The following is a 17,776-nucleotide window of genomic DNA, read 5'->3' on the forward strand; positions in this document are numbered from 1 at the left end:
TCTCTAACGCACCGACCGAGCGCATGGCAGCCGCCAGGCTTGCAGGTCTACGAAACCCTTGGAGACCGCATCATGTTGAAGTTCCATGCAAGACCCGATTCGCTGCCCGGGTCCATCGGGCGAGCAGTTGCGCCAGCGCGGGGCGCCCCGCGTTCTCCCTTGTTTTCAGTGACCTTGAGCCTGGCGCTGCTCGGCGCGAGCTTGCTGGGCGCTTGCGCCAGCATGCCGCCGCCGACCGAACAGATGGCCGTGTCGGCCGCTGCCCTGAACAGTGCCACGGCAGCCGGGGGTGTGCAGTGGGCACCGCAAGACATGCGCAGCGCCCAGGACAAGCTCGACCGCGCCCGCCTGGCCATGAACGACAAGGACTACGAACGCGCGCTTTGGCTGGCCCAGGACGCCCAGGCCAATGCCCAGCTGGCCGAGAAGAAAGCCGGTGCCGGCAAGGCGCGCAAGGCGGCCGAAGAGTTGGCCGAGTCCAGCCGCGTGCTCAGCGAAGAACTGAGCCGCAAGCGCCCATGAGGCCGGCGACCGCCTTGCCCTCTTTTCCCGCGCTCGCGGCGCCGCGCTCCGGCCGGCCCTCCATTCAATTTCGAAAGGCAGCTCCCATGAAGATCCCACGTCGTATCCATTCCCTGTCCTTGGTCAGCGCCGCGCTGCTGGCGGTCTCGGCCAGCCTGATCGGCTGCAGCAGCCTGCCCAGCAACAACGCCATGCTCGATGAAGCCCGCAGCGACTACCGCGCCGCCCAGGACAACCCGCAAACCCAGTCCATGGCAGCGGGCGAGATGAAGCTGGCCGCTGACGCGCTCGGCCGGGCCGATGCCGCTTGGGCCCAGCAAGACGAAGTGGCCAAGGTCAACCACCTGGCCTATCTGGCCAAGCAGCAGGTCGCCATCGCCCAGGAGGCGACGCGCCAGAAGGTGGCCGAGGCAGCCATCAGCAGCGCCAATGTGCGGCGCGACCAGATCCGTTTGCAGGCCCGCACCGAAGAGGCCGATCGGGCCAGCCGCAAGGCCGGCCAGGCGCAGGCTCAAGCGGCGCAATCGCAGCAGGACAGCCTGAACGCGCAAGCGCAGACGGCGGCTGTGCAGCAGCAGGCCCAGATGCAGGCCGAGGACGCGCGCATCCGCACCTACCAGCTGGAGACGCAAATCCGCGAGCTCAATGCCAAGCAGACCGAGCGCGGCCTGGTCATCACCATCGGCGATGTGCTGTTCGACACCAACCGCGCCGAGTTCAAGAGCGGCGCCCAGCGCAGCCTGGACAAACTGGCCAGCTTTTTGAAGGCCTACCCGCAGCGCCGCGCCCAGATCGAGGGCTATACCGACAGCGTCGGCAGCGATGCCAGCAACGAGTCCTTGTCGACGCGCCGCGCGGCCGCCGTGCGCAATGCTCTGATCGCCCAGGGCGTGGATGGCCAGCAGCTGCTCAGCCAATCCTTCGGCGAATCGCATCCGGTGGCCAGCAATGACAATGCCGCCGGCCGCCAGCTGAACCGCCGTGTCGAGATCGTGCTGTCCGATGACAGTGGGGTGATCGCTGCACGTTGAGGAGCTCGCCTTGCAGGCATGACAAAAAAGCGGCCTCGGCCGCTTTTTCTTTTGGGTCTCTCTGTTTTTCCTCCGTGGGAGAAGCGGCGCCAGCCCTCAGATCGGCAGCACGAAGTGCGCCTCTTGCGGCAGGCCCAGCCAGTCCAGCGCCTCGCCTGGCTGCAGCAGCCGGGCACCTTGGGCCTGGGCCAGCTCCTGGGCCGCCGCCTGGCCCCCGCGCAGCAAGGTGAAGTGCATCAGGCGGCCATGGCGGCGCAGGCTCAGCTCGGCGCGCGGCCAGGCTGCGGGCAGGCAGGGCTGCAGCATCAGGCTGCGGGCGCTCAGGCGCAGGCCGAATATGGACTCGATGGCCGCGCGGTGCAGCCAGGCGGCCGAGCCGGTGTACCAGCTCCAGCCGCCACGCCCGGTGTAGGGCGGGGCGCTGTACACATCGCCGGCCACCGCATAAGGCTCGGTGCCATAGACCGGGCCTTGCCCGGGGTCGCTGGTCCGGTGGGCTGGGCACAGGTAGCGGAAGTAACGGTACACCTGCTCGCCGGCCGCATCGGCCTGTTGCCGCAGCGCCGCGGCTGCCTCGGGTTCGCGTGCAGCGGCCTCGCGCAACTGCAGGGCCAGGCCGGCCTGTGCCATCAAGGCCCAGACACCGGCGTGGGTGTACTGGCCGCCGTTCTCGCGCACGCCGGGTGGGTAGGCCTGGATGTAGCCCGGGTTGGGTGCGGGCTCGGCCTCGGGCTCGGTCTTGCTTTTGGGGGCTGACTCCGGGTTCGCGTCCTGGAAGGGCGGGTCCAGCAGCCGTATCAGCCCCGCCTCGCCGTCCACCAGCAGCGCGTCCATGGAGGCCAGCGCTTCTTGCTGCCGCGCCAGCGGTGCCACGCCCGACAGCACACTCCAGGCCTGCGCGATCAAATCGATGCGGGCCTGCGCATTGGCGTGGCTGCCCAGGGCCTGGCCCTCGTCGAAGAAAGCGCGCCGGTACCAGGCGCCGTCCCAGGCCTGTTCGAGCAGGGCTTGCCGCCAGCCCTCAGCGGCGCTGAGCCAGCGCTGAGCCCGCTCGGCCTGGCCGCGTTCGAACGCCAGCGGCGCGAAGTCGGCCACCAGGCGGCACAGAAACCAGCCCAGCCAGACCGACTCGCCGCGGCCTTGCGGGCCGACCAGGTTCATGCCGTCATTCCAGTCGCCCGTGCCGATCAGGGGCAGGCCATGGGCGCCGACACGCAGGCTGTGGTCGATGCACAGCGCCGCGTGTTCGTAGACGCTTGCGCGCTGGGAACTGATCCCCGGCCGGGCATAGCGGTCTTCGCCGTGCTCGGGGAGGGCCACGCCGTCGAGAAAGGGCAGCTCCTCCTTGAGCAGGCCGGCGTCGCCGCTGGCGCGCAGATGGTGCAGGCAGGCCAGGGGCAGCCAGAGCAGGTCGTCCGAGCAATGGGTGCGCACGCCGGCGCCCAGCGGCGCATGCCACCAGTGCTGGACATCGCCCTCGGCGAACTGGCGCCCGGCGGCCTCCAGGATCTGCGCCCGCAGCAGCTCGGGCGCTGCCCAGGCCAGGGCCATGGCGTCCTGCAGATGGTCGCGGAAGCCGCTGGCACCGCCGGCCTGGTAGAAGCCCGCCTTGGCCCAGAGCCGGCAGGCCAGGGTCTGGTACAGCAGCCAGCGGTTGACCATGGCGTCGAACAAGGGGTCGGGCGTGCGCACCTCGGTGGCGCTCAGCAGCTCATCCCAGCCGGCCCGGGCTTCGTGCAGCCGGGCGGCCGGTGGCTGCTGCAAGGCCTGGGCGAGCAGGGCTTGGGCCGCTGCCGGGCTGTCGGAGTGGCCGAGCAGAAAGCTGTGCTCGCTGCGCTGCCCGGCGGGCAATGTCCAGCGGCGGCTGATCATGGCGCAGGGGTCCAGGCCGGCGCCGCTGACCTCGCCGCCATGGTCAGGGAGCTGCAGGCGGCCGCGGGCGTCGAAGAGCTCGCGCCGGTCGCAGGTCCAGTCCAGTCGTTCACCCTCAAAGCCTTGGCCCGCCGCCCCGGCTGTCCCCGCCAGTTTGGGCAGCAGGGCCAGGAAGGCCGTGTTCTGGCCGAAGCCGGCCGAGGCTTCGGTCTGCGTGCACAAGAGGGCGGTGGCGCCGCCTTGCTGGAGATGGCTGCAGCGGCTGCTCATGCGCTCGTTGCGGCTGGCCCCCATCAGCCACTCCGTCAGGCCAATCAGGCGCAGATGGCGCTCGCGCTCGCCGCTGTTGTGCAGGCTGATCTGCAGCTGCTTGATCGCCAGGCGGCTGTCCACGCACCAGCGCAGGGTCCAGCTCAGGCTGCCGCGCTGCTGGCTGATCTCGCTCCAGCCCTGGCCGTGGCGCACCTGGGCCGGCCCGCCGTCGCCCCAGGCCGAGGGGCACAAGCTCCAGGTCTCCTGGCTGCGCTCGTCCTGCAGCAGGCACCATTCGGCCGGCGTGTCGGCCACCGGGTCGTTGGACCAGGCCGTCAGCTGATGCAAGCGGCTGTTGACAGCCCAGCTGTAGCCGGTGCCGCTGTCGGAGATCTGGCAGCCGAAGCCGGCATTGGCCAGCACATTGATCCAGGGTCGATCGGGCCGCTGCCTGGGGCTGACCTCGAATTCAAAGTGACTGCCGTCGGCACTGAACTGGCCTGGCGCGGCCTGCTGCTGTGTCGGCATGGGGCGCAGCTGCACGCTCAGCGCTCCGCCGTCCTGGCGCAGCGCGCAGGCCGTCTCGAACTGTTCGGCCCAGGCCTGCACATGGTGGTGCAGGGGGCGGCCGTCGGCGTCCAGGGTGATGCAGGCGAGGCTGCGCAGGCTGGCGAACTCGGCAGCGCTCAGTTCCTCGGCGCGCAGCAGATGAAAGCCGCTGCGGCTGGGCTGGCCCGGGGGCTGCTGCATTTGCGCTTGCGCACTGCACTCGGCCAGATGGCGCTCGCGCAAGGCCGCGATCTCGCGCTGCAAGCTCATCTGGTAGGACGCGGCCTCGCCATTGACCACCACCAGATCACAGGCCACACCGGCCCAGGCCCAGATCCGCATGGCCTGCGCCAGGCTGCGCAGCAGGCCCAGGCCTTCGATCACGCCGGCTTGAACCAAGACGATGGCTTGATCCCCGGAGATGCCGAAACGCCAGAGCAGGCTGCGGTCGCAGGTATCCGGGGCCGTGCCGGAGCCGGCAGCGCCCGCCTGGGCCAGATGCGGCCGGCTCAAACTCATCAGCAAGGCGGTGCTCAGGGTCTGGGCGGCGGCCAGATTGGCCGGGCTGATGCGCAGGCTGCGCAGACGGATGCCGGTCAGCGTGGCCGACATCAGCGAGGCGCGCTGCACATGGGCGGCCTGGCGGTATTTGTCGATCACCGCATGGAGCAGGCCGGGCAGATGGCTGGCCGCCGTGGCAAAGGTCAGGGTCAGCTTGGCGCCTGGCGCAATGCGCAGCCGGGTTGCCAGCACGCAGACCGGATCAAGGCCGGTGTCCAGGGTGACCGACTCCCGGCCACCGGGCACGGCGCGTACTTGCCCCAGCGGCTGGCTGGCAGGCCGCAGCCGCCCACGCCAGCGCTGGCGGTCGGTCTGCACGGCCAGGCCGAGCAGCGAGCCGCGTTCGGCTGGGGCGTCGCTGTCTTCGCTGAGCACCAGCTCGGTCAGGAAATGCGCCAGGTGCAGCTCCGGCTCGCCGGGCAGGCGGGCCTTGCGCTGCCAGAGCAGGGCTTGTTGCTGCGGGTTCCATTCGGCGCGCAGAAACAGGTTGCTGAAGGCCGGGTGGGCCTCGTCCGCGCGCGGCTCGGCCAGGGTCGGCTCGAAGGCCGAAATCAGCTCCAGCTCCAAGTCCTGCTCGCCGAGGTTGTGCAGCTCCACCTGGCGGAACTCGATGTCGTCTTCGGGGCTGATCCAGACGGTTAGCTGGCTGCTCAGACCCGGCCAGCGCGCGCTCAGGCAGACCCGGTCCGGGTGAAAGCTGCAGCGGTAATGGGCGGCCGCATCGGGCGCCGGGTGCTGGGTCAGCGAGACCAGGCGCTGCGGCGCCGCGGCGTCCAGGCCGCGCAGAAAGAAGAAGCTGCCGTACTCGTCGCGCAAGGCGTCGTCGCGGCGCCGGCTCAGGCCCATGGCGCCCAGGTTCGACGCACCCGCGCCATTGGGGCGCAGGCTCAGCTGGTAGCGGCCGTTGGACAGCAGCTGGCTTGGTTCGATCGCCGCCATGCCAGGGTGGACCTCGCGCAGCAGGCCGCCCGCGCGGCGCTCGAACACCTGGGCCGGTAGCACCGCGGGGGCCTGGTAGAGGCGCGAGATCTCGCGCGGCGAGCGCTCATGCAGCAGCGAGGCCACCGCCTCCAGCGGCGCGCAGGCCATGCCCCAGCGCTGCACCTGGCCGGCCAGCAGCACATTGGCCAGGGCGGCGATGCTCATGCCCTGATGGTGGGCCATAAAGGTGGCCACCGGCACATGGCCGGCCGGACCGGCCTGGGGCAGGCCCGGGCCTTGCTCCTGACCCTGGCGGGCCGGGCTGAAGTCCAGGGCTTCGATGAAACCGTAGCGGCCGCGTGCCGCCAGCGCTTCCAGACGTTCGAAGTTGCGGCAGGCTCGCTGCGGCTCCAGCTGCGCGGCCAGGGCGGTGGCATAGGGCGCGATCACCAGCTCGTCGGGTGGCGTGCGACGCAGGCTCAGGCGTGGCACGCCCTGCGGCGCGTACTGGTAGGCCAGGCTGTGGTCGCGCCCGGCATAGGCCGACTCCGAAATGCCCCAGGGCAGGCCAGCCGCGGCCGTGAACGCGATCTGCTCTTCGATGGCGGCACGGCAGGCCTCGCGCAAGGCGCTGCCCACCGGCTCGTCCAGCATCAGGCTGGGCATCAGGTACTCGAACATGGAGCCCGACCAGGAGCGCAGGCCCGCGGCCAGGCCGACGGCGAAGAATGGCCGGCCCAGCGCCGCCCAATGGCGCACCGGCACATCGCCCTTGGCCATGGCCCAGAGGCTGGTCAGTCGCGACTCCGAGGCCAGCAAGTCGTAGAAGCCGGCATCGAGTTCTTGCTCGGCGACCCGCAGGCCGATGTGCAGCAAATGGCGCTTGGGGTGGTAGAGGAAGGCGAAATCGGGCTCGCCGGCATGGGCCTCGCAGCGCTGCGCCAGGTCCAGCAGGCGAGCGCTGGCGGCTTGCTGCGCAGCGGGCAGGCAAACCGCCAGCTGGTCCTCCAGGGCCGAGCGCAAGGTGTTCAGGTGATCGATCAGCAGCCAGGCCAGGCGCTGGCGCGCCGAGCTTGGATCGATGCCTGGCCCGGGCCGGTTCAGTGCGTCCATGCCCTCGGCGGCCTCGCGCAGCAGCTGCTCAAAAGCTTGTGGCGCGCGGCGCGCTTCCTGCAAGGGGTTTTCGATCAGCAGCAGGCGCATCAAGCCCTGGTTGAGCATGATCTGTGGCTGCTCCGGCCACAGCGGCGCCAGCTCGCGCAGGCGCTGCAGCGAATCCTGTACCGCAGCGGCGGCCGGCTCGGCGGCATACGGTGCCAAGGCCAGGGCGCGGCAGGCCTGGGCCACCGCCAGCAGGTGGCCGCAGAGGTTGCCGCTGTCCACGGTCGAGACATAACGTGGCAGCAGGGCGGCGCCGGTTTCGGTGTCGTACCAGTTCAGCCAGTGGCCGCGGTGGCGCTCCAGCGTGCCCAGGCTGTCCAGCGTGGCCTGCAGGCGGCGCATCAATTCTTCCGTGCCGATCCAGCCGAACTGGCGCGCGCAGGCCACGCTGAGCAGATAGAGGCCGATATTGGTCGGCGAGCTGCGATGGGCCAGCATCTCCTGCGGCAGCATCTGCAGATTGTCGGGCGGCAGGTGGCGGTCTTGCGGGCCGACGCAGCGCTCGAAGAAGCGCCAGGTGTCGCGTGCGATGCCGCGCAAATAGGCGCGCTCTTGCAGGCTGACGCGCTCGGACCGGCGGCCGCCGATCAGGCCTTGCGGCCGGCTGGCCCAGCCGACCCAGAGCGGCGTGGCGGCCCAAAGCAGGCACAAGGCCGTGGCCAGAGCCGGCGCCTCGGTGCCGGCCAGCAAGAGGCCGGCCAAGGCCAGCAAGGCGCCCAGGCTGGCGCGGCGGTGGCGGGCGAACACGGCCGGCCAGCTGCGCGCGGCTGCCGCTTGAGCCGCTGCCGCGGTGGTCCATTGCAGCAGCAGCCGGTGGCTGTGGCCGCTGCGCCAGAGCGCGCGCACGATGGCGTCCAGGGCCAGGGCGCTTTGTTCCAGCAAGAGGGCCAGCTGCCACAAGCTGCCCAGCAGGGCGCGCGCCAGCTCGGTCAGACCGCGCAGCCAGAAATGGCCCGGCGCAAAACCGCCGTGGCTGGGCAACAAGCCGGCCAAGGCGCCCAGCAAGGGCCCGGCGAGGTGGGCGGCCAGCACCAGGGACAGGGCCGGGCCCGGCGCCAGCCACAGGCCCGCGGGCAAGGCCAGGGCCAGCAGCAGGAGCAGCAGGGAGGCGGGCGCCACCAGGGAGCGGCGCAGATTGTCGAGCAGCTTCCAGCGGTTCAGCGCGCCCAGGCGCAGGGCCTGCTGGCTCCAGCGGCGGGGCAGCAAGAAAGGCAGCAGCTGCCAGTCGCCGCGGATCCAGCGGTGCACGCGCGAGGCGGCCACATCGGCGTGAAACGGTGCGTCTTCGACCAGGCTGATGTCGCTGACGGCGGCGCAGCGGGCCAGGGCGCCTTCCAGCAGGTCATGGCTCAAGACCTGACCCTCGGGCAGGCGGCCGTTCAGCACCGCCTGCAGGGCCTGCACATGGAGCAGGCCCTTGCCGGTGAAGCTGCCTTCGTCGAACAGGTCTTGGTAGGTCTCGGAGCTGGCCGAACCATAGGGGTCGAGGCCGCACTGGCCGGCGAACAGCCAGTGGTAGGGCGTGAAGTCGCCGCGCGCCGGCAGCGGCGTGAGCACCCGCGGCTGCAGGATGGCGTAGCCGGCCACCACCCGGCGCGGCCCGGCCTGGCCGGCCGCATCGGCCGGACTCAGGCGTGGCTCGTTGCGTGGGTGTGCGGCCACGCCCACCAGCTCGCGCAGGCGGCCCGGTGGCATCTGGGTGTCGCTGTCCAGGGTCAGCAGATAGCGGGTGTGCGGCGCGGTCTGGGACAGCGGGCCCAGGTCGGCGAAAGCCAGGCCGCTGTTTTCGCCTTGCGCCAGCGCTTCCACCAACTGCTCCAGCTTGCCGCGCTTGCGCTCCCAGCCGATCCAGCGTTGCTCGCTGTCGCTGAAGCGGCGCTGCCGGTGCAGCAGCAGAAAGCGCGCCGGTGCGCCCGCGGCCACCGGTGTGGCCAGATTGAGGGCACGGATCGCGGCCACGGCGGCGTCGAGCAGGGCTTGATCGCCGGGCAGGCTGGCGCTGTCGGCATCGGCCCAGTCGCTGAGCAGGGCGAACTGGGCTTGTGCTTCCGGGTTGGCCAGCTGGTGCAGCTGCAGGCGGTGGGCCAGCTCGGCAATGGTGGCGGCGTCGCTGAGCAGCACCGGCATCACCACCAGCACGCGCTGGGTCGGCGCAATGCCCTCGGCCAGGGCCAGGCGCGGCAGCTGGGCCGGCCGCAGCGATTCACTGAGCAGGCGGTTCATCAAGGCCAGCCAGGCTTCCGAGGCCGGCAGCAGCATCAGCGCCAGGCAGGCCAGCAGCCAGGGCCAGGGGGCGGCGGCCAGCGCGGGATCGAAGCGCGCCAGACCGGCCAGCAAAGCGGCGCAGCCCAGGCCCAAGCCGCCCAGATAAAGGACCAGGGCATGGCGGCGCAGTGCGGCCCGCCAACGCAGGCTGGCCGATTCCTGCAAGCCCAGGGCCTGCAGCAGGGCGGGGCGGCCTTCGCCCTGCAGCCAGTGGCCGGCGGTCTGGGCATGGGGCGGCACGGGGGCGCCGCCGGCGTGTGGGCATTGCATGACATCGATCAGCACCTGCGCCACGCCGAGCTCGCTGCGGCCGCAGCGTCGCGCCAGGGCCTCGATGCCGTGCAGGGTCTGGTCGCGGGTGCGGCTGTGTTCGGCGGCAAAGCTGTCGCAGCTCAAGAGCAGCTGCATCAGCGGGCTGCTGCGCGCCACGATCTCGGGCCAGTCGGCCTCGCCGATCACGCGCAGCGAGCTGACGGCATTGCTGACGCTGAGGTTGTCGGCGGTCTGCTCGGCGGCCTGCTGCAGCTGCGCGCCGGCCGGGTCGGGCAGGGCCTGCAGCAGCCAGGCGCGGCGCAACTCGGCCCCGGCCTGCTGCAAGGGCGTGTCCGCGACCGGGCTGATGCTGCCCGTGCGGTGCAAGAGGCGCTGCGCCATCTGCGCCAGAAAGGCCTGGTCCAGGCCGCGCTGGCGCAGGCCGGCGAGCTGCTGGTCGAGCTCGGCCAGGCCCATGCGCTCGATGCGGTCGCAGCATTGGTTGGCCAGTTCGCGTGCGGCCTTCTGGCCGGCCACGCGTTCGGCCAGACGGCGCAGGTTCTCGATCAAAACCACGCGCAGCGTGGTCGGCAGCGCCCACATCTCACCCAGATTGAGCGGCCGCACCTCCTGGTAGGCACACAGAAAGTGCACCAGCAGCTCTTCGTCAAAGGCACCGTCGGTGTGGGCCACAAAAGCCCAGGCGACCCCGTAGACGCGCGGCAGTCCCGCCAGAGGCGGGTCTTGCAGCACCGGCAGGGCGCGGAAATAGCGGCGCGGCAAGCCCTCGTGGACTTCCTTGAGCTGGGCCTCGATCAGATGGAAATTGTCCAGCAGCCATTCGGCGGCTGGGCTGATGTCAAAACCGGTGCTGGCTTGGGCGGCGAGAAAACGGTGGGCCCGGCGCAGGATGTCGACATTGCTGCGCAGGCGCGGGAAGAAGGTCTGGCCCCGGCGCTGCTCGCGCACCGCGCGCACCCGGTGCGTGGCCGCCAGGCTGCGGCCATGCTGGGCAAAGCGCTGCTGGCCGAAGATCTCGGAGCGTATCGGCGCCAGCACCGGGCCCTCATGCGGGTCCAGCATTTCCTGCAGCAAAGCCGGTGCCTCCGGCTCGGTGGTGGTCAGGAAGAATGCCGGGCCGACATGCCGGGCCAGCCAGGCCCAGGCCTTCAAGCTGCGCAGTTGGACCATGGGTCAGAGCAGGCACAAGGCCAAGAGACCGCCAGCCAGCAGCAGCACCAGAGCGCTGGTGACCAGGCGCGCGCCGATAAAGCTGCGCAGGGCATCGGCGCTGCAGCGCAAGGCGAACAAGGGGCCGCGCAGGCGCAGGCAGGCGATCAGGTGCTCGCCCAGGCCGCTGTGTGCGGCCGGCTCAGCGGAGCCCGATTCGGGTGCGAAAGCGGCCGTGCTCCAAGGTCCGGAGGCGAAGGTCTTGCTGGGGTTCATGAGAGGCTCCTTGTCTGCTCTTAGCGTAGAAACGCCGGGCGGCGCTGTCTGTCAGACAGTCCGGCCCGGCGCTGTAGGACAAGCCGCTGGGCTTCAGCGTTGCGCGCTGATTTCGGCCTGCACTTCGACCTCGACGCGGCGGTCCGCCTTCAGGCAGCTGATCAGGGCCGCGCTCTTGCCCTGACCCTTGCAGTCTTCCGGCCGGGTCACTGGCATGGACTCGCTCTTGCCGACCGCGCTGATCTTGTTGGCGGCGATGCCGCCGGTATTGACCAGGTAGTTTTTGACCGCCTCGGCGCGCTCTTGCGACAGGGTCTGGTTGTACTCACTGCTGCCCAGGCGGTCGGTGTGGCCCTCCACCATGATCAGCTGGAAGTCCGTCCCCTTGAGTTCCTGGGCCAGGGCGTCCAGTGCCCGGGCACCGGCCGGCTGGATGGCGGCCTCGTCAAAGCTGAACAGCGACTCCGCCGAGAAGCTCATGCGGCGCGGCGGGATCGGAATGCCGGCCGCCGGCGGCGGCAGCGGCACGGGCACGACCTCGGGCATGGGCGCGGCCGGTGGCGGCGCGGCGGCCATCATCACTGGCTGCGCTTGCTGCACGGCACTGACACGCGGTGCCGGCGTGGGCGAACGGCCGAAGGGGAAGACCAGGCTCAGCGACACCATGTTGACGGGGATGTGATAACCCAGGCCGTTGCGGACCCGGTAGCGCTCGGCCTCGGCGCGCAGCGCCATACCGCCCATCTGGTATTGCAGGCCTGCGCCAAGCTTGATGTTGGTGTCGCGACGGCTGGGGTCGGAGGTGGCGGCAGCCGCTGCGCCCGAGCCTTCGAAATGGGTGCGGGTGCGGTTGAACTGCGTGCCGATGCGGCCCAGCAGCGACCAGCTCTCGTTCATGGGCAGGCTGCCGACCAGGTCGAGGTTGATGCCCTTGAGGTCAAAGCGCCCGGCGACCGCACCGGTCGGCGTGGTCTGGGCGCCGAGGTTGAAGCGGCCCAGCTGAAAGTAGCCCGCTTCAATCGCCCAGTTGCGGTTCATCTGGTAGCCGAGAAAGGCTTTGTAGGCGGTGTCGCGTTCGTCGCGGCTGATGTCCTGGGCGCTGACGCCGGCTGGCAGGACGGCATTGATCGCCCGTTCAGCGTCCAACTTGGCGCGTGACTGCCCGACGCCGAAGCCGCCGTAGACATAGGGCTCCTGGGCGAGTACGGTGCCGCACAGCAGCGGCATCACGCCGGCCATGCCCAGCCAAGCCAGGCGCTGCAGCGGGCGAGGCCGAGCGCAGAGTGATGATGATGAGGAAGAAGATGAGGCCGGAGTCGGCGAGGGCTGGTGATTGGAACGCTTGTTCATGGTCATCCTTGTGAACGGCAATAGGACCGGATTCCCGATGAGCCCTGCGAGGTTCGGCCAGGGGCCGGTAGCGAACTTTCAGTTTCAGCGGATACAGCGGACCCGGTCTGTGCGTTGGCGTACCGGCCGGGACCCTGTTGTTTTGTGGGCTCATGGGCTACGGCTGCGCTCGCTGAGGCCGCGCTGGCGCAGGTGGCTGCCCAAGGCGCGGTCCCAGAAGGTGGTGCTGACGCCGTAGCAGCGGGCTTGGCCAGATTGGTGGTGCAGGGCATGCCAGCGCTTGCGCCGCTCCATCCACATGCCGCGTGCCGGCCAGTGGTGGCTGGCGTGGTGCGCCATGGAGTAGATCAAGTAGCCGGCCAACACCCCGATCATCAGCGGGCCGGCGCTTGCCGCGCCGAGCATGGCCCGCAGCGGCAGGTAGACCAGGGCTGTGAACAGGGCCAGGCTGAGCCAGGTCGGCAGACCCAGGTGCTCGCGCGGATGGACATGGTGCTCGGTGTGCCAGCCCTGAAAGGGCTGGATGCCGTGCAGCACGAAGCGGTGGGTCAGGTATTCGATCAGCGACCACAGGGCCAGGCCCAGCAGGGCCAGCACCAGCAGACCGACTGCGGCGCGCGCGGTCTCCTGCGGTGCTAGGCTGCCGGCCAGCCCCACCATCAGCAGGGTGTAGACCGCAAAGTCGAGGTAGCAGGCGCGCAAACTCTGGCGCAGGGAGATCAGGGTCATGGGTGGCCTCGGTCAGCAAGAACGGACGCAGACCCGGCTGTGTGCCGCGGGTCCGTGGAAAGTTCAAGGTAGGGGGGGGCTGGGCCAGGGTCTGTGCGCCGACGAACGCTGACGCACTGCTGAATTAGGCTTCTCTGCGGTGCCGAGGCGCTTTTCAGGTATGTGCGCTAGCGAACATACCTCCATGCCGTGCAAACCTATAGTCAGATCGCCAAGGGCATGTCAGGCCGGCAGGGGGGCATGCCTCTTATTGCAGTATGTACAGGGAGTTTGTTAGATGGCGCACACCATGGATCCGAAGAAGAACCACTTGCTCGCCGCCTTGCCAGAGGCCGAATGGCAGCGCTGCCGCGGCTTCATGGAGGCGGTGGACATGCCGCTGGGTCAGGTGCTGTATGAGTCGGGCCGGCCGATGAGCCATGTCTATTTCCCCTGCAATTCCATCGTCTCGCTGCTGTTCGTGATGGAAAACGGCGCCTCGGCCGAGATCGCCGTGGTCGGCAACGAAGGTCTGGTGGGCATCTCGCTCTTCATGGGTGGCGGTTCGACGCCGAGCCGGGCCGTGGTGCAGAGCGCCGGCCAGGGCTACCGCATGCGCGCAGCTGCCTTGAACGAGGAGTTCAATCGCAGCGGCCCTCTGATGCATCTGCTGCTGCGCTACACCCAGGCCCTGATCACGCAGATGGCGCAGACGGCTGCCTGCAACCGCCACCACAGCCTTGATCAGCAGCTCTGCCGCTGGTTGTTGTTGAGCCTGGATCGTCTGCAAGGCGATGAGCTGGTCATGACGCAGGAGCTGATCGCCAATATGCTGGGCGTGCGCCGCGAGGGTGTGACCGAGGCCGCGCTGAAGCTTCAGAAGCTGGGCCTGATCCGCTATGTCCGCGGCCACATCTCGGTGCTTGATCGCCTGGGCCTGGAAGCGCGCAGCTGCGAATGCTACGGCGTGGTGAAGAAGGAATACGACCGACTGCTGCCAAGCAAGCTGGTGGGCTGAGTGGGCGAGCGGCCTCGGACCCGCTCCATGACAAGGCCCTGCCTGTCTGTCTATGTGTGCTGGCAGACAGTTCTACGGCGTCGCAGCCCTCATGCTTGGACCGCAAGCGTCTCTTGTCCTGTGGCGCACAAAGGATTCCGCAGTGAGCGACCTCCGAGTATTGTGCGGCACCGAGACGGCTGCCAGCAGTCGGGCTCCTCCCTCAGCCTCGGCCGTCGAGGCGGCGCTGCAGAATCGCCTGATCGCCGCTTTGCCGGCGGCGGCGCGCAACAGCTTGCTGGCGCTCTGCGAGCCGGTGCAGCTGAGCTTGTCCGAGACCTTGTGCGAGGCCGGCGAGGACACCCGCCATGTCTACTTTCCCACCGAGGCCTTCATCTCCCTGCTGGCTCGCATCGACAAGCATCCGAGCCTGGAGATGGGCATGATCGGCCGTGAGGGCATGCTGGGCATTCAGCTGAGCTTGGGCGTCAACCGGGCGCCCCTGCGAGCGCTGGTCCAGGGCGACGGCCAGGCCTGGCGCTGTGCCGCACCGGTGTTTGTGGCCGAGCTGGCGCGCAGCAAGCCCTTGCAGGCGGTCCTGCAGCGTTATCTCTATGTGCGCCTGGCCCTTCTGACCAGCGCGGCCGGCTGTCTGCGCTTCCATCAGATCGGCCCGCGCCTGGCGCGCTGGCTGCTGATGAGCCAGGACCGCGCTCGCGCGCCGCAGCTGGCCGTCACCCATGAGTTTCTCGCCTATATGCTGGGGGTGCGCCGGGTCGGCGTGACCCAGGCGGCCGGCGCCATGCAACGCAGCGGCCTGATCGAGTACCACCGCGGCGAGCTGACTGTGCTGGACCGCAGCGGCCTGGAAGCCGCCGCCTGCAGCTGCTATGCCGCTGACCTGGCAAATTATGCCGATCAGTTCCCCTGCCCGCAGCTGCAGCCCACGCTGCGCCGCAGCGGCTTGAAGCGCGCGGCCTTTGTGCCGCGCCGGGTCGTGCATGGCCGCTAACCTTCGCCCCGCCAGGCTGGGTCTGCCCCAGACACCGCCGCCTGCGGCCGCCGCGCCGGTGTCAGAGTTGCCAGCCCATGCCCTGCTCAAGGCGGGTGCCGTGCTGGCGGCTCGCGGGCGCGACGGCGTGGCCGTGCAGGACTGGGAGTTGCTGTTCACCGCGGTCAAGCACCGACTGCAGAGTCTGGACGGCGCCGATCGCCCGCCCGGACAGGCGCCGGATGCCTGCGTGGCCGACTGCGTGGAGGCACTCGATCAGCTGCAGCAGACCCTGCGTCATGAGCTGGAACGGCGCGGGCGCTTGGAGCAGGACGCCGAGCAGGCCCTGGGCGACCTGCAGCAGGTCCGCCAGGAGCTGGACCATGCGCACCAAGCCGCGCGCCAGGCCCAGGTGCTGGCGCGCCGCGACAGCCTGACCGGTCTGCCCAACCGACGCTGCTTTCGCGAGCGCCTGTCGCTCACCTTGAGACAGCTCGATCGGGCCTTGCCCGCGGCCACTCAGACGTGCAAGGAGACCGGTCTGGCTGTGCTGTTTCTTGATCTGGACGGGTTCAAGGCCATCAACGATGTGCTCGGCCATGCGGCCGGCGATGAGCTGCTCAAGATCGTCGCTTTGCGCCAGGCCCGGGCCTTGCGCTCGGGCGATCTGGTGGCGCGCTGGGGCGGTGACGAGTTTGCCTGCCTGCGCACCGAGGGCCTGGGTCGCGAGGCCCTGGAGCGCCTCGCCCGCAAGCTATTTGATGCCGTGTCGGCGCCGGTGCAGCTGCAGGGTCAACTCGTGCAGATGCGCCCCAGCATCGGCATCGCCTGCTGGCCTGCCGACGGCCGCAGCGCCGAAGCCCTGCTGCTGCAAGCGGACCGCGCCATGTACCAGGCCAAGCGCCTGCAATGCGGCTCGGTGTTTGCCGCGGACCTGTGCGACAGCGCACCGAGCGAAGACGGGGGCGGGGGTATGTTGGGGGGAAGTGAGAAGTGAGAAGTGAGAAGTGAGAAGTGAGAAGTGAGAAGTGAATGGTGAATGGTGAATGGTGAATGGTGAATGGTCTTGCCTCTCCCCACCCTAAGCCCTAAGCCCGACTCACGACTCACGACTCACGATTCACGATTCACGATTCACCACCCCCCCCACCACCCAAGGCCCCCATGTCCACCACCCAACTCCAAACCGCCCCGAATGCCCTGGCGCGACGCAGTGGCGCGCTTAGAACACCGACCGATCTGCAGGCCAATGCCACGCGTGACATATCGGCCAGCCTGAACGGCATCTTGGCCGACGTCTTTGCGCTCTATATGAAGACCAAGAACTTCCACTGGCATATGAGCGGGCCGCATTTCCGCGACTACCACCTGATGCTGGACGATCAGTCGGGTGAGCTCTTGGCCATGACGGACCCGCTGGCCGAACGCATCCGCAAGGTCGGTGGTTCGACCCTGCGCTCGATCGGCCACATCTCGCGCAGCCAGCGTCTGCTCGACAACGACGCCGCTTTCGTGGAGCCGGCCGATATGCTGGCCGAGCTCTGCGAGGACAACAAGACCTTGGCTCAAATGCTGCGCCAGGCCCATGGTTTGTGCGCCGAACACCGCGACCTGGCCACGGCCAGCTTGATCGAGGTCTGGATCGATGAGGGCGAGCGCCGCACCTGGTTCTTGTTCGAATCGGGCCGCCGCAGCGACAGCAGCGGCCATTGAACCCACGGCCCTTCACCTGAGGAGCAGCTCATGAACGCAGCACGACCCGTCCGCCTGTGGCGCTGGGCAAGAATCCTGACCTTGATGTCGGCCGTCGCGGCGACGATCGCTCCGGCGCTGGCCCAGCCCGGCAGCGAAAGGCGCGGCGCGCGCGAGCGCGATGCGCGCAGCCATGAGCAAGAACGCAGCTCGGACCGAGACCGCGATCGGGATCGTGATCGGGAACTTGATCGTTACGGCGACCGCGGCCCTGAGCGCAACCGTTCGCCCTCGCGCGCCCAGGACGAGCGACACGGCGGCGGGCCCTACCGCGCTCCTGCCTACAACTATGGCCAGCGCCGGGCCGATGACCGGCGCGGTGGCGGGCCCGACCATGCCTACTACCGCGGCGGCCGTCTGCCTCCGGCCTACCGCGGCACGCGCTATGTGGTGGACGACTGGCGCGGCCACCGTCTGAGTGCGCCGCCGCGCGGCTACCACTGGGTGCAATCGGGCGGTGACTACCTGCTGGTCGCTATTGCCACCGGCGTGATCCTGCAACTGTTGCTCAAGGACTGAGCCAGCGGCCAAGGACACTGGAGCGGCCTCAGCGCGGCCGGCGGCTTCTTGCTATGCTGCGCCGCGCCCTCCAGCCTTTCTTGGAAAGCCCGCACCATGAGCTTGTACCGCCTGCATATCAATGGCCAGATCCGTCAGGTCGAGGCCGCACCCGATACACCTCTGCTCTGGGTCCTGCGTGACAGCCTGGAGCTGGCCGGCACCAAATACGGCTGCGGCGTCGGCGCTTGCGGTGCCTGCACCGTGCACCTCAACGGCGTGCCGACCCGGTCTTGCATGACCCCGGTGGCCACCGTCGGCCTCAAGAAAGTGCTGACCATCGAAGGCCTGGATGCCCAGGCCAGCCATCCCCTGCAGCAGGCCTGGGTGGAGCTGGACGTGCCGCAATGCGGCTACTGCCAGGCCGGCCAGATCATGACGGCCGCGGCCCTGCTGAAAGAGAACCCCAAACCGAGTGACGCCGACATCGACGGCGCCATGTCCGGCAACCTCTGCCGCTGTGCCACCTATCTGCGCATTCGCGCGGGCATCCACCGTGCCGCCGAAATCTCGGCCAAGGGGGCCGCCGTGCCGGTCAAAGCGCCCGTGTCCCGCAAGGCCAAGCCGCAAGCGAAGGAGGGCGTATGA

The 17,776-nt window shown here is 69.3% G+C and carries 12 protein-coding genes; 8 read left to right on the plus strand and 4 right to left on the minus strand.

The genetic code is table 11. The features are described from left to right. Positions 1-168 precede the first annotated feature (168 nt). Together ACQY39_RS12555 and ACQY39_RS12560 are read left to right on the plus strand one after the other, a co-directional pair. On the plus strand, positions 169-522 hold the full coding sequence (locus ACQY39_RS12555; protein ID WP_428510799.1) for a DUF4398 domain-containing protein: 354 nt from the start codon (positions 169-171) through the stop codon (positions 520-522). An 86-nt stretch (positions 523-608) separates the two neighbouring features. After that, complete coding sequence (locus tag ACQY39_RS12560) at positions 609-1,553, plus strand: OmpA family protein (RefSeq protein ID WP_428506675.1); 945 nt, start codon at positions 609-611, stop codon at positions 1,551-1,553. Positions 1,554-1,649: 96 nt separating this feature from the next. Here ACQY39_RS12560 and ACQY39_RS12565 read toward each other — a convergent pair whose 3' ends face one another. The 4 genes from ACQY39_RS12565 to ACQY39_RS12580 all read right to left on the minus strand — a co-directional run bounded on the left by ACQY39_RS12565 (position 1,650) and on the right by ACQY39_RS12580 (position 12,911). Continuing rightward, positions 1,650-10,577 (minus strand): GH36-type glycosyl hydrolase domain-containing protein, encoded by an 8,928-nt coding sequence (locus ACQY39_RS12565; protein ID WP_428506677.1) that lies wholly within the window; start codon positions 10,575-10,577, stop codon positions 1,650-1,652. Positions 10,578-10,580: 3 nt separating this feature from the next. After that, positions 10,581-10,832: a hypothetical protein gene (locus ACQY39_RS12570; RefSeq protein WP_428506679.1), complete on the minus strand. Its 252-nt coding sequence runs from the start codon at positions 10,830-10,832 to the stop codon at positions 10,581-10,583. A 93-nt stretch (positions 10,833-10,925) separates the two neighbouring features. Beyond that, a complete protein-coding gene (locus ACQY39_RS12575; RefSeq protein WP_428506681.1) occupies positions 10,926-12,182 on the minus strand; it encodes an OmpA family protein in 1,257 nt (418 codons plus the stop codon). A gap of 150 nt (positions 12,183-12,332) precedes the next feature. Next, on the minus strand, positions 12,333-12,911 hold the full coding sequence (locus ACQY39_RS12580) for a sterol desaturase family protein (RefSeq protein WP_428506683.1): 579 nt from the start codon (positions 12,909-12,911) through the stop codon (positions 12,333-12,335). Between the two features lie 289 nt (positions 12,912-13,200). On the opposite strand from ACQY39_RS12580, the gene ACQY39_RS12585 reads away from it, so the two are divergent. The 6 genes from ACQY39_RS12585 to ACQY39_RS12610 all read left to right on the plus strand — a co-directional run bounded on the left by ACQY39_RS12585 (position 13,201) and on the right by ACQY39_RS12610 (position 17,776). Next, positions 13,201-13,908: a Crp/Fnr family transcriptional regulator gene (locus ACQY39_RS12585; RefSeq protein WP_428506685.1), complete on the plus strand. Its 708-nt coding sequence runs from the start codon at positions 13,201-13,203 to the stop codon at positions 13,906-13,908. A gap of 142 nt (positions 13,909-14,050) precedes the next feature. After that, entirely contained in the window at positions 14,051-14,899 is an 849-nt protein-coding gene (locus ACQY39_RS12590) for a Crp/Fnr family transcriptional regulator (RefSeq protein ID WP_428506687.1), read from the plus strand. Next, positions 14,889-15,875, plus strand: coding sequence for a diguanylate cyclase domain-containing protein (locus ACQY39_RS12595; RefSeq protein WP_428506690.1), 987 nt, complete (start codon positions 14,889-14,891; stop codon positions 15,873-15,875). The genes ACQY39_RS12590 and ACQY39_RS12595 overlap by 11 nt, the downstream gene beginning before the upstream one ends. A 167-nt stretch (positions 15,876-16,042) precedes the next feature. Beyond that, positions 16,043-16,591 carry a Dps family protein gene (locus tag ACQY39_RS12600; protein ID WP_428506692.1) on the plus strand — a complete coding sequence of 183 codons (549 nt, stop codon included), beginning with the start codon at positions 16,043-16,045 and terminating at the stop codon, positions 16,589-16,591. A gap of 30 nt (positions 16,592-16,621) precedes the next feature. Next, positions 16,622-17,149, plus strand: a complete 528-nt coding sequence (locus tag ACQY39_RS12605; protein WP_428506694.1) for an RcnB family protein — start codon at positions 16,622-16,624, stop codon at positions 17,147-17,149. Positions 17,150-17,245: 96 nt separating this feature from the next. Beyond that, positions 17,246-17,776, plus strand: a complete 531-nt coding sequence (locus ACQY39_RS12610; protein ID WP_428506696.1) for a (2Fe-2S)-binding protein — start codon at positions 17,246-17,248, stop codon at positions 17,774-17,776.

The organism is Roseateles sp. (genome assembly GCF_965262435.1).
Taxonomy (GTDB): Bacteria; Pseudomonadota; Gammaproteobacteria; order Burkholderiales; family Burkholderiaceae_C; genus Paucibacter_A.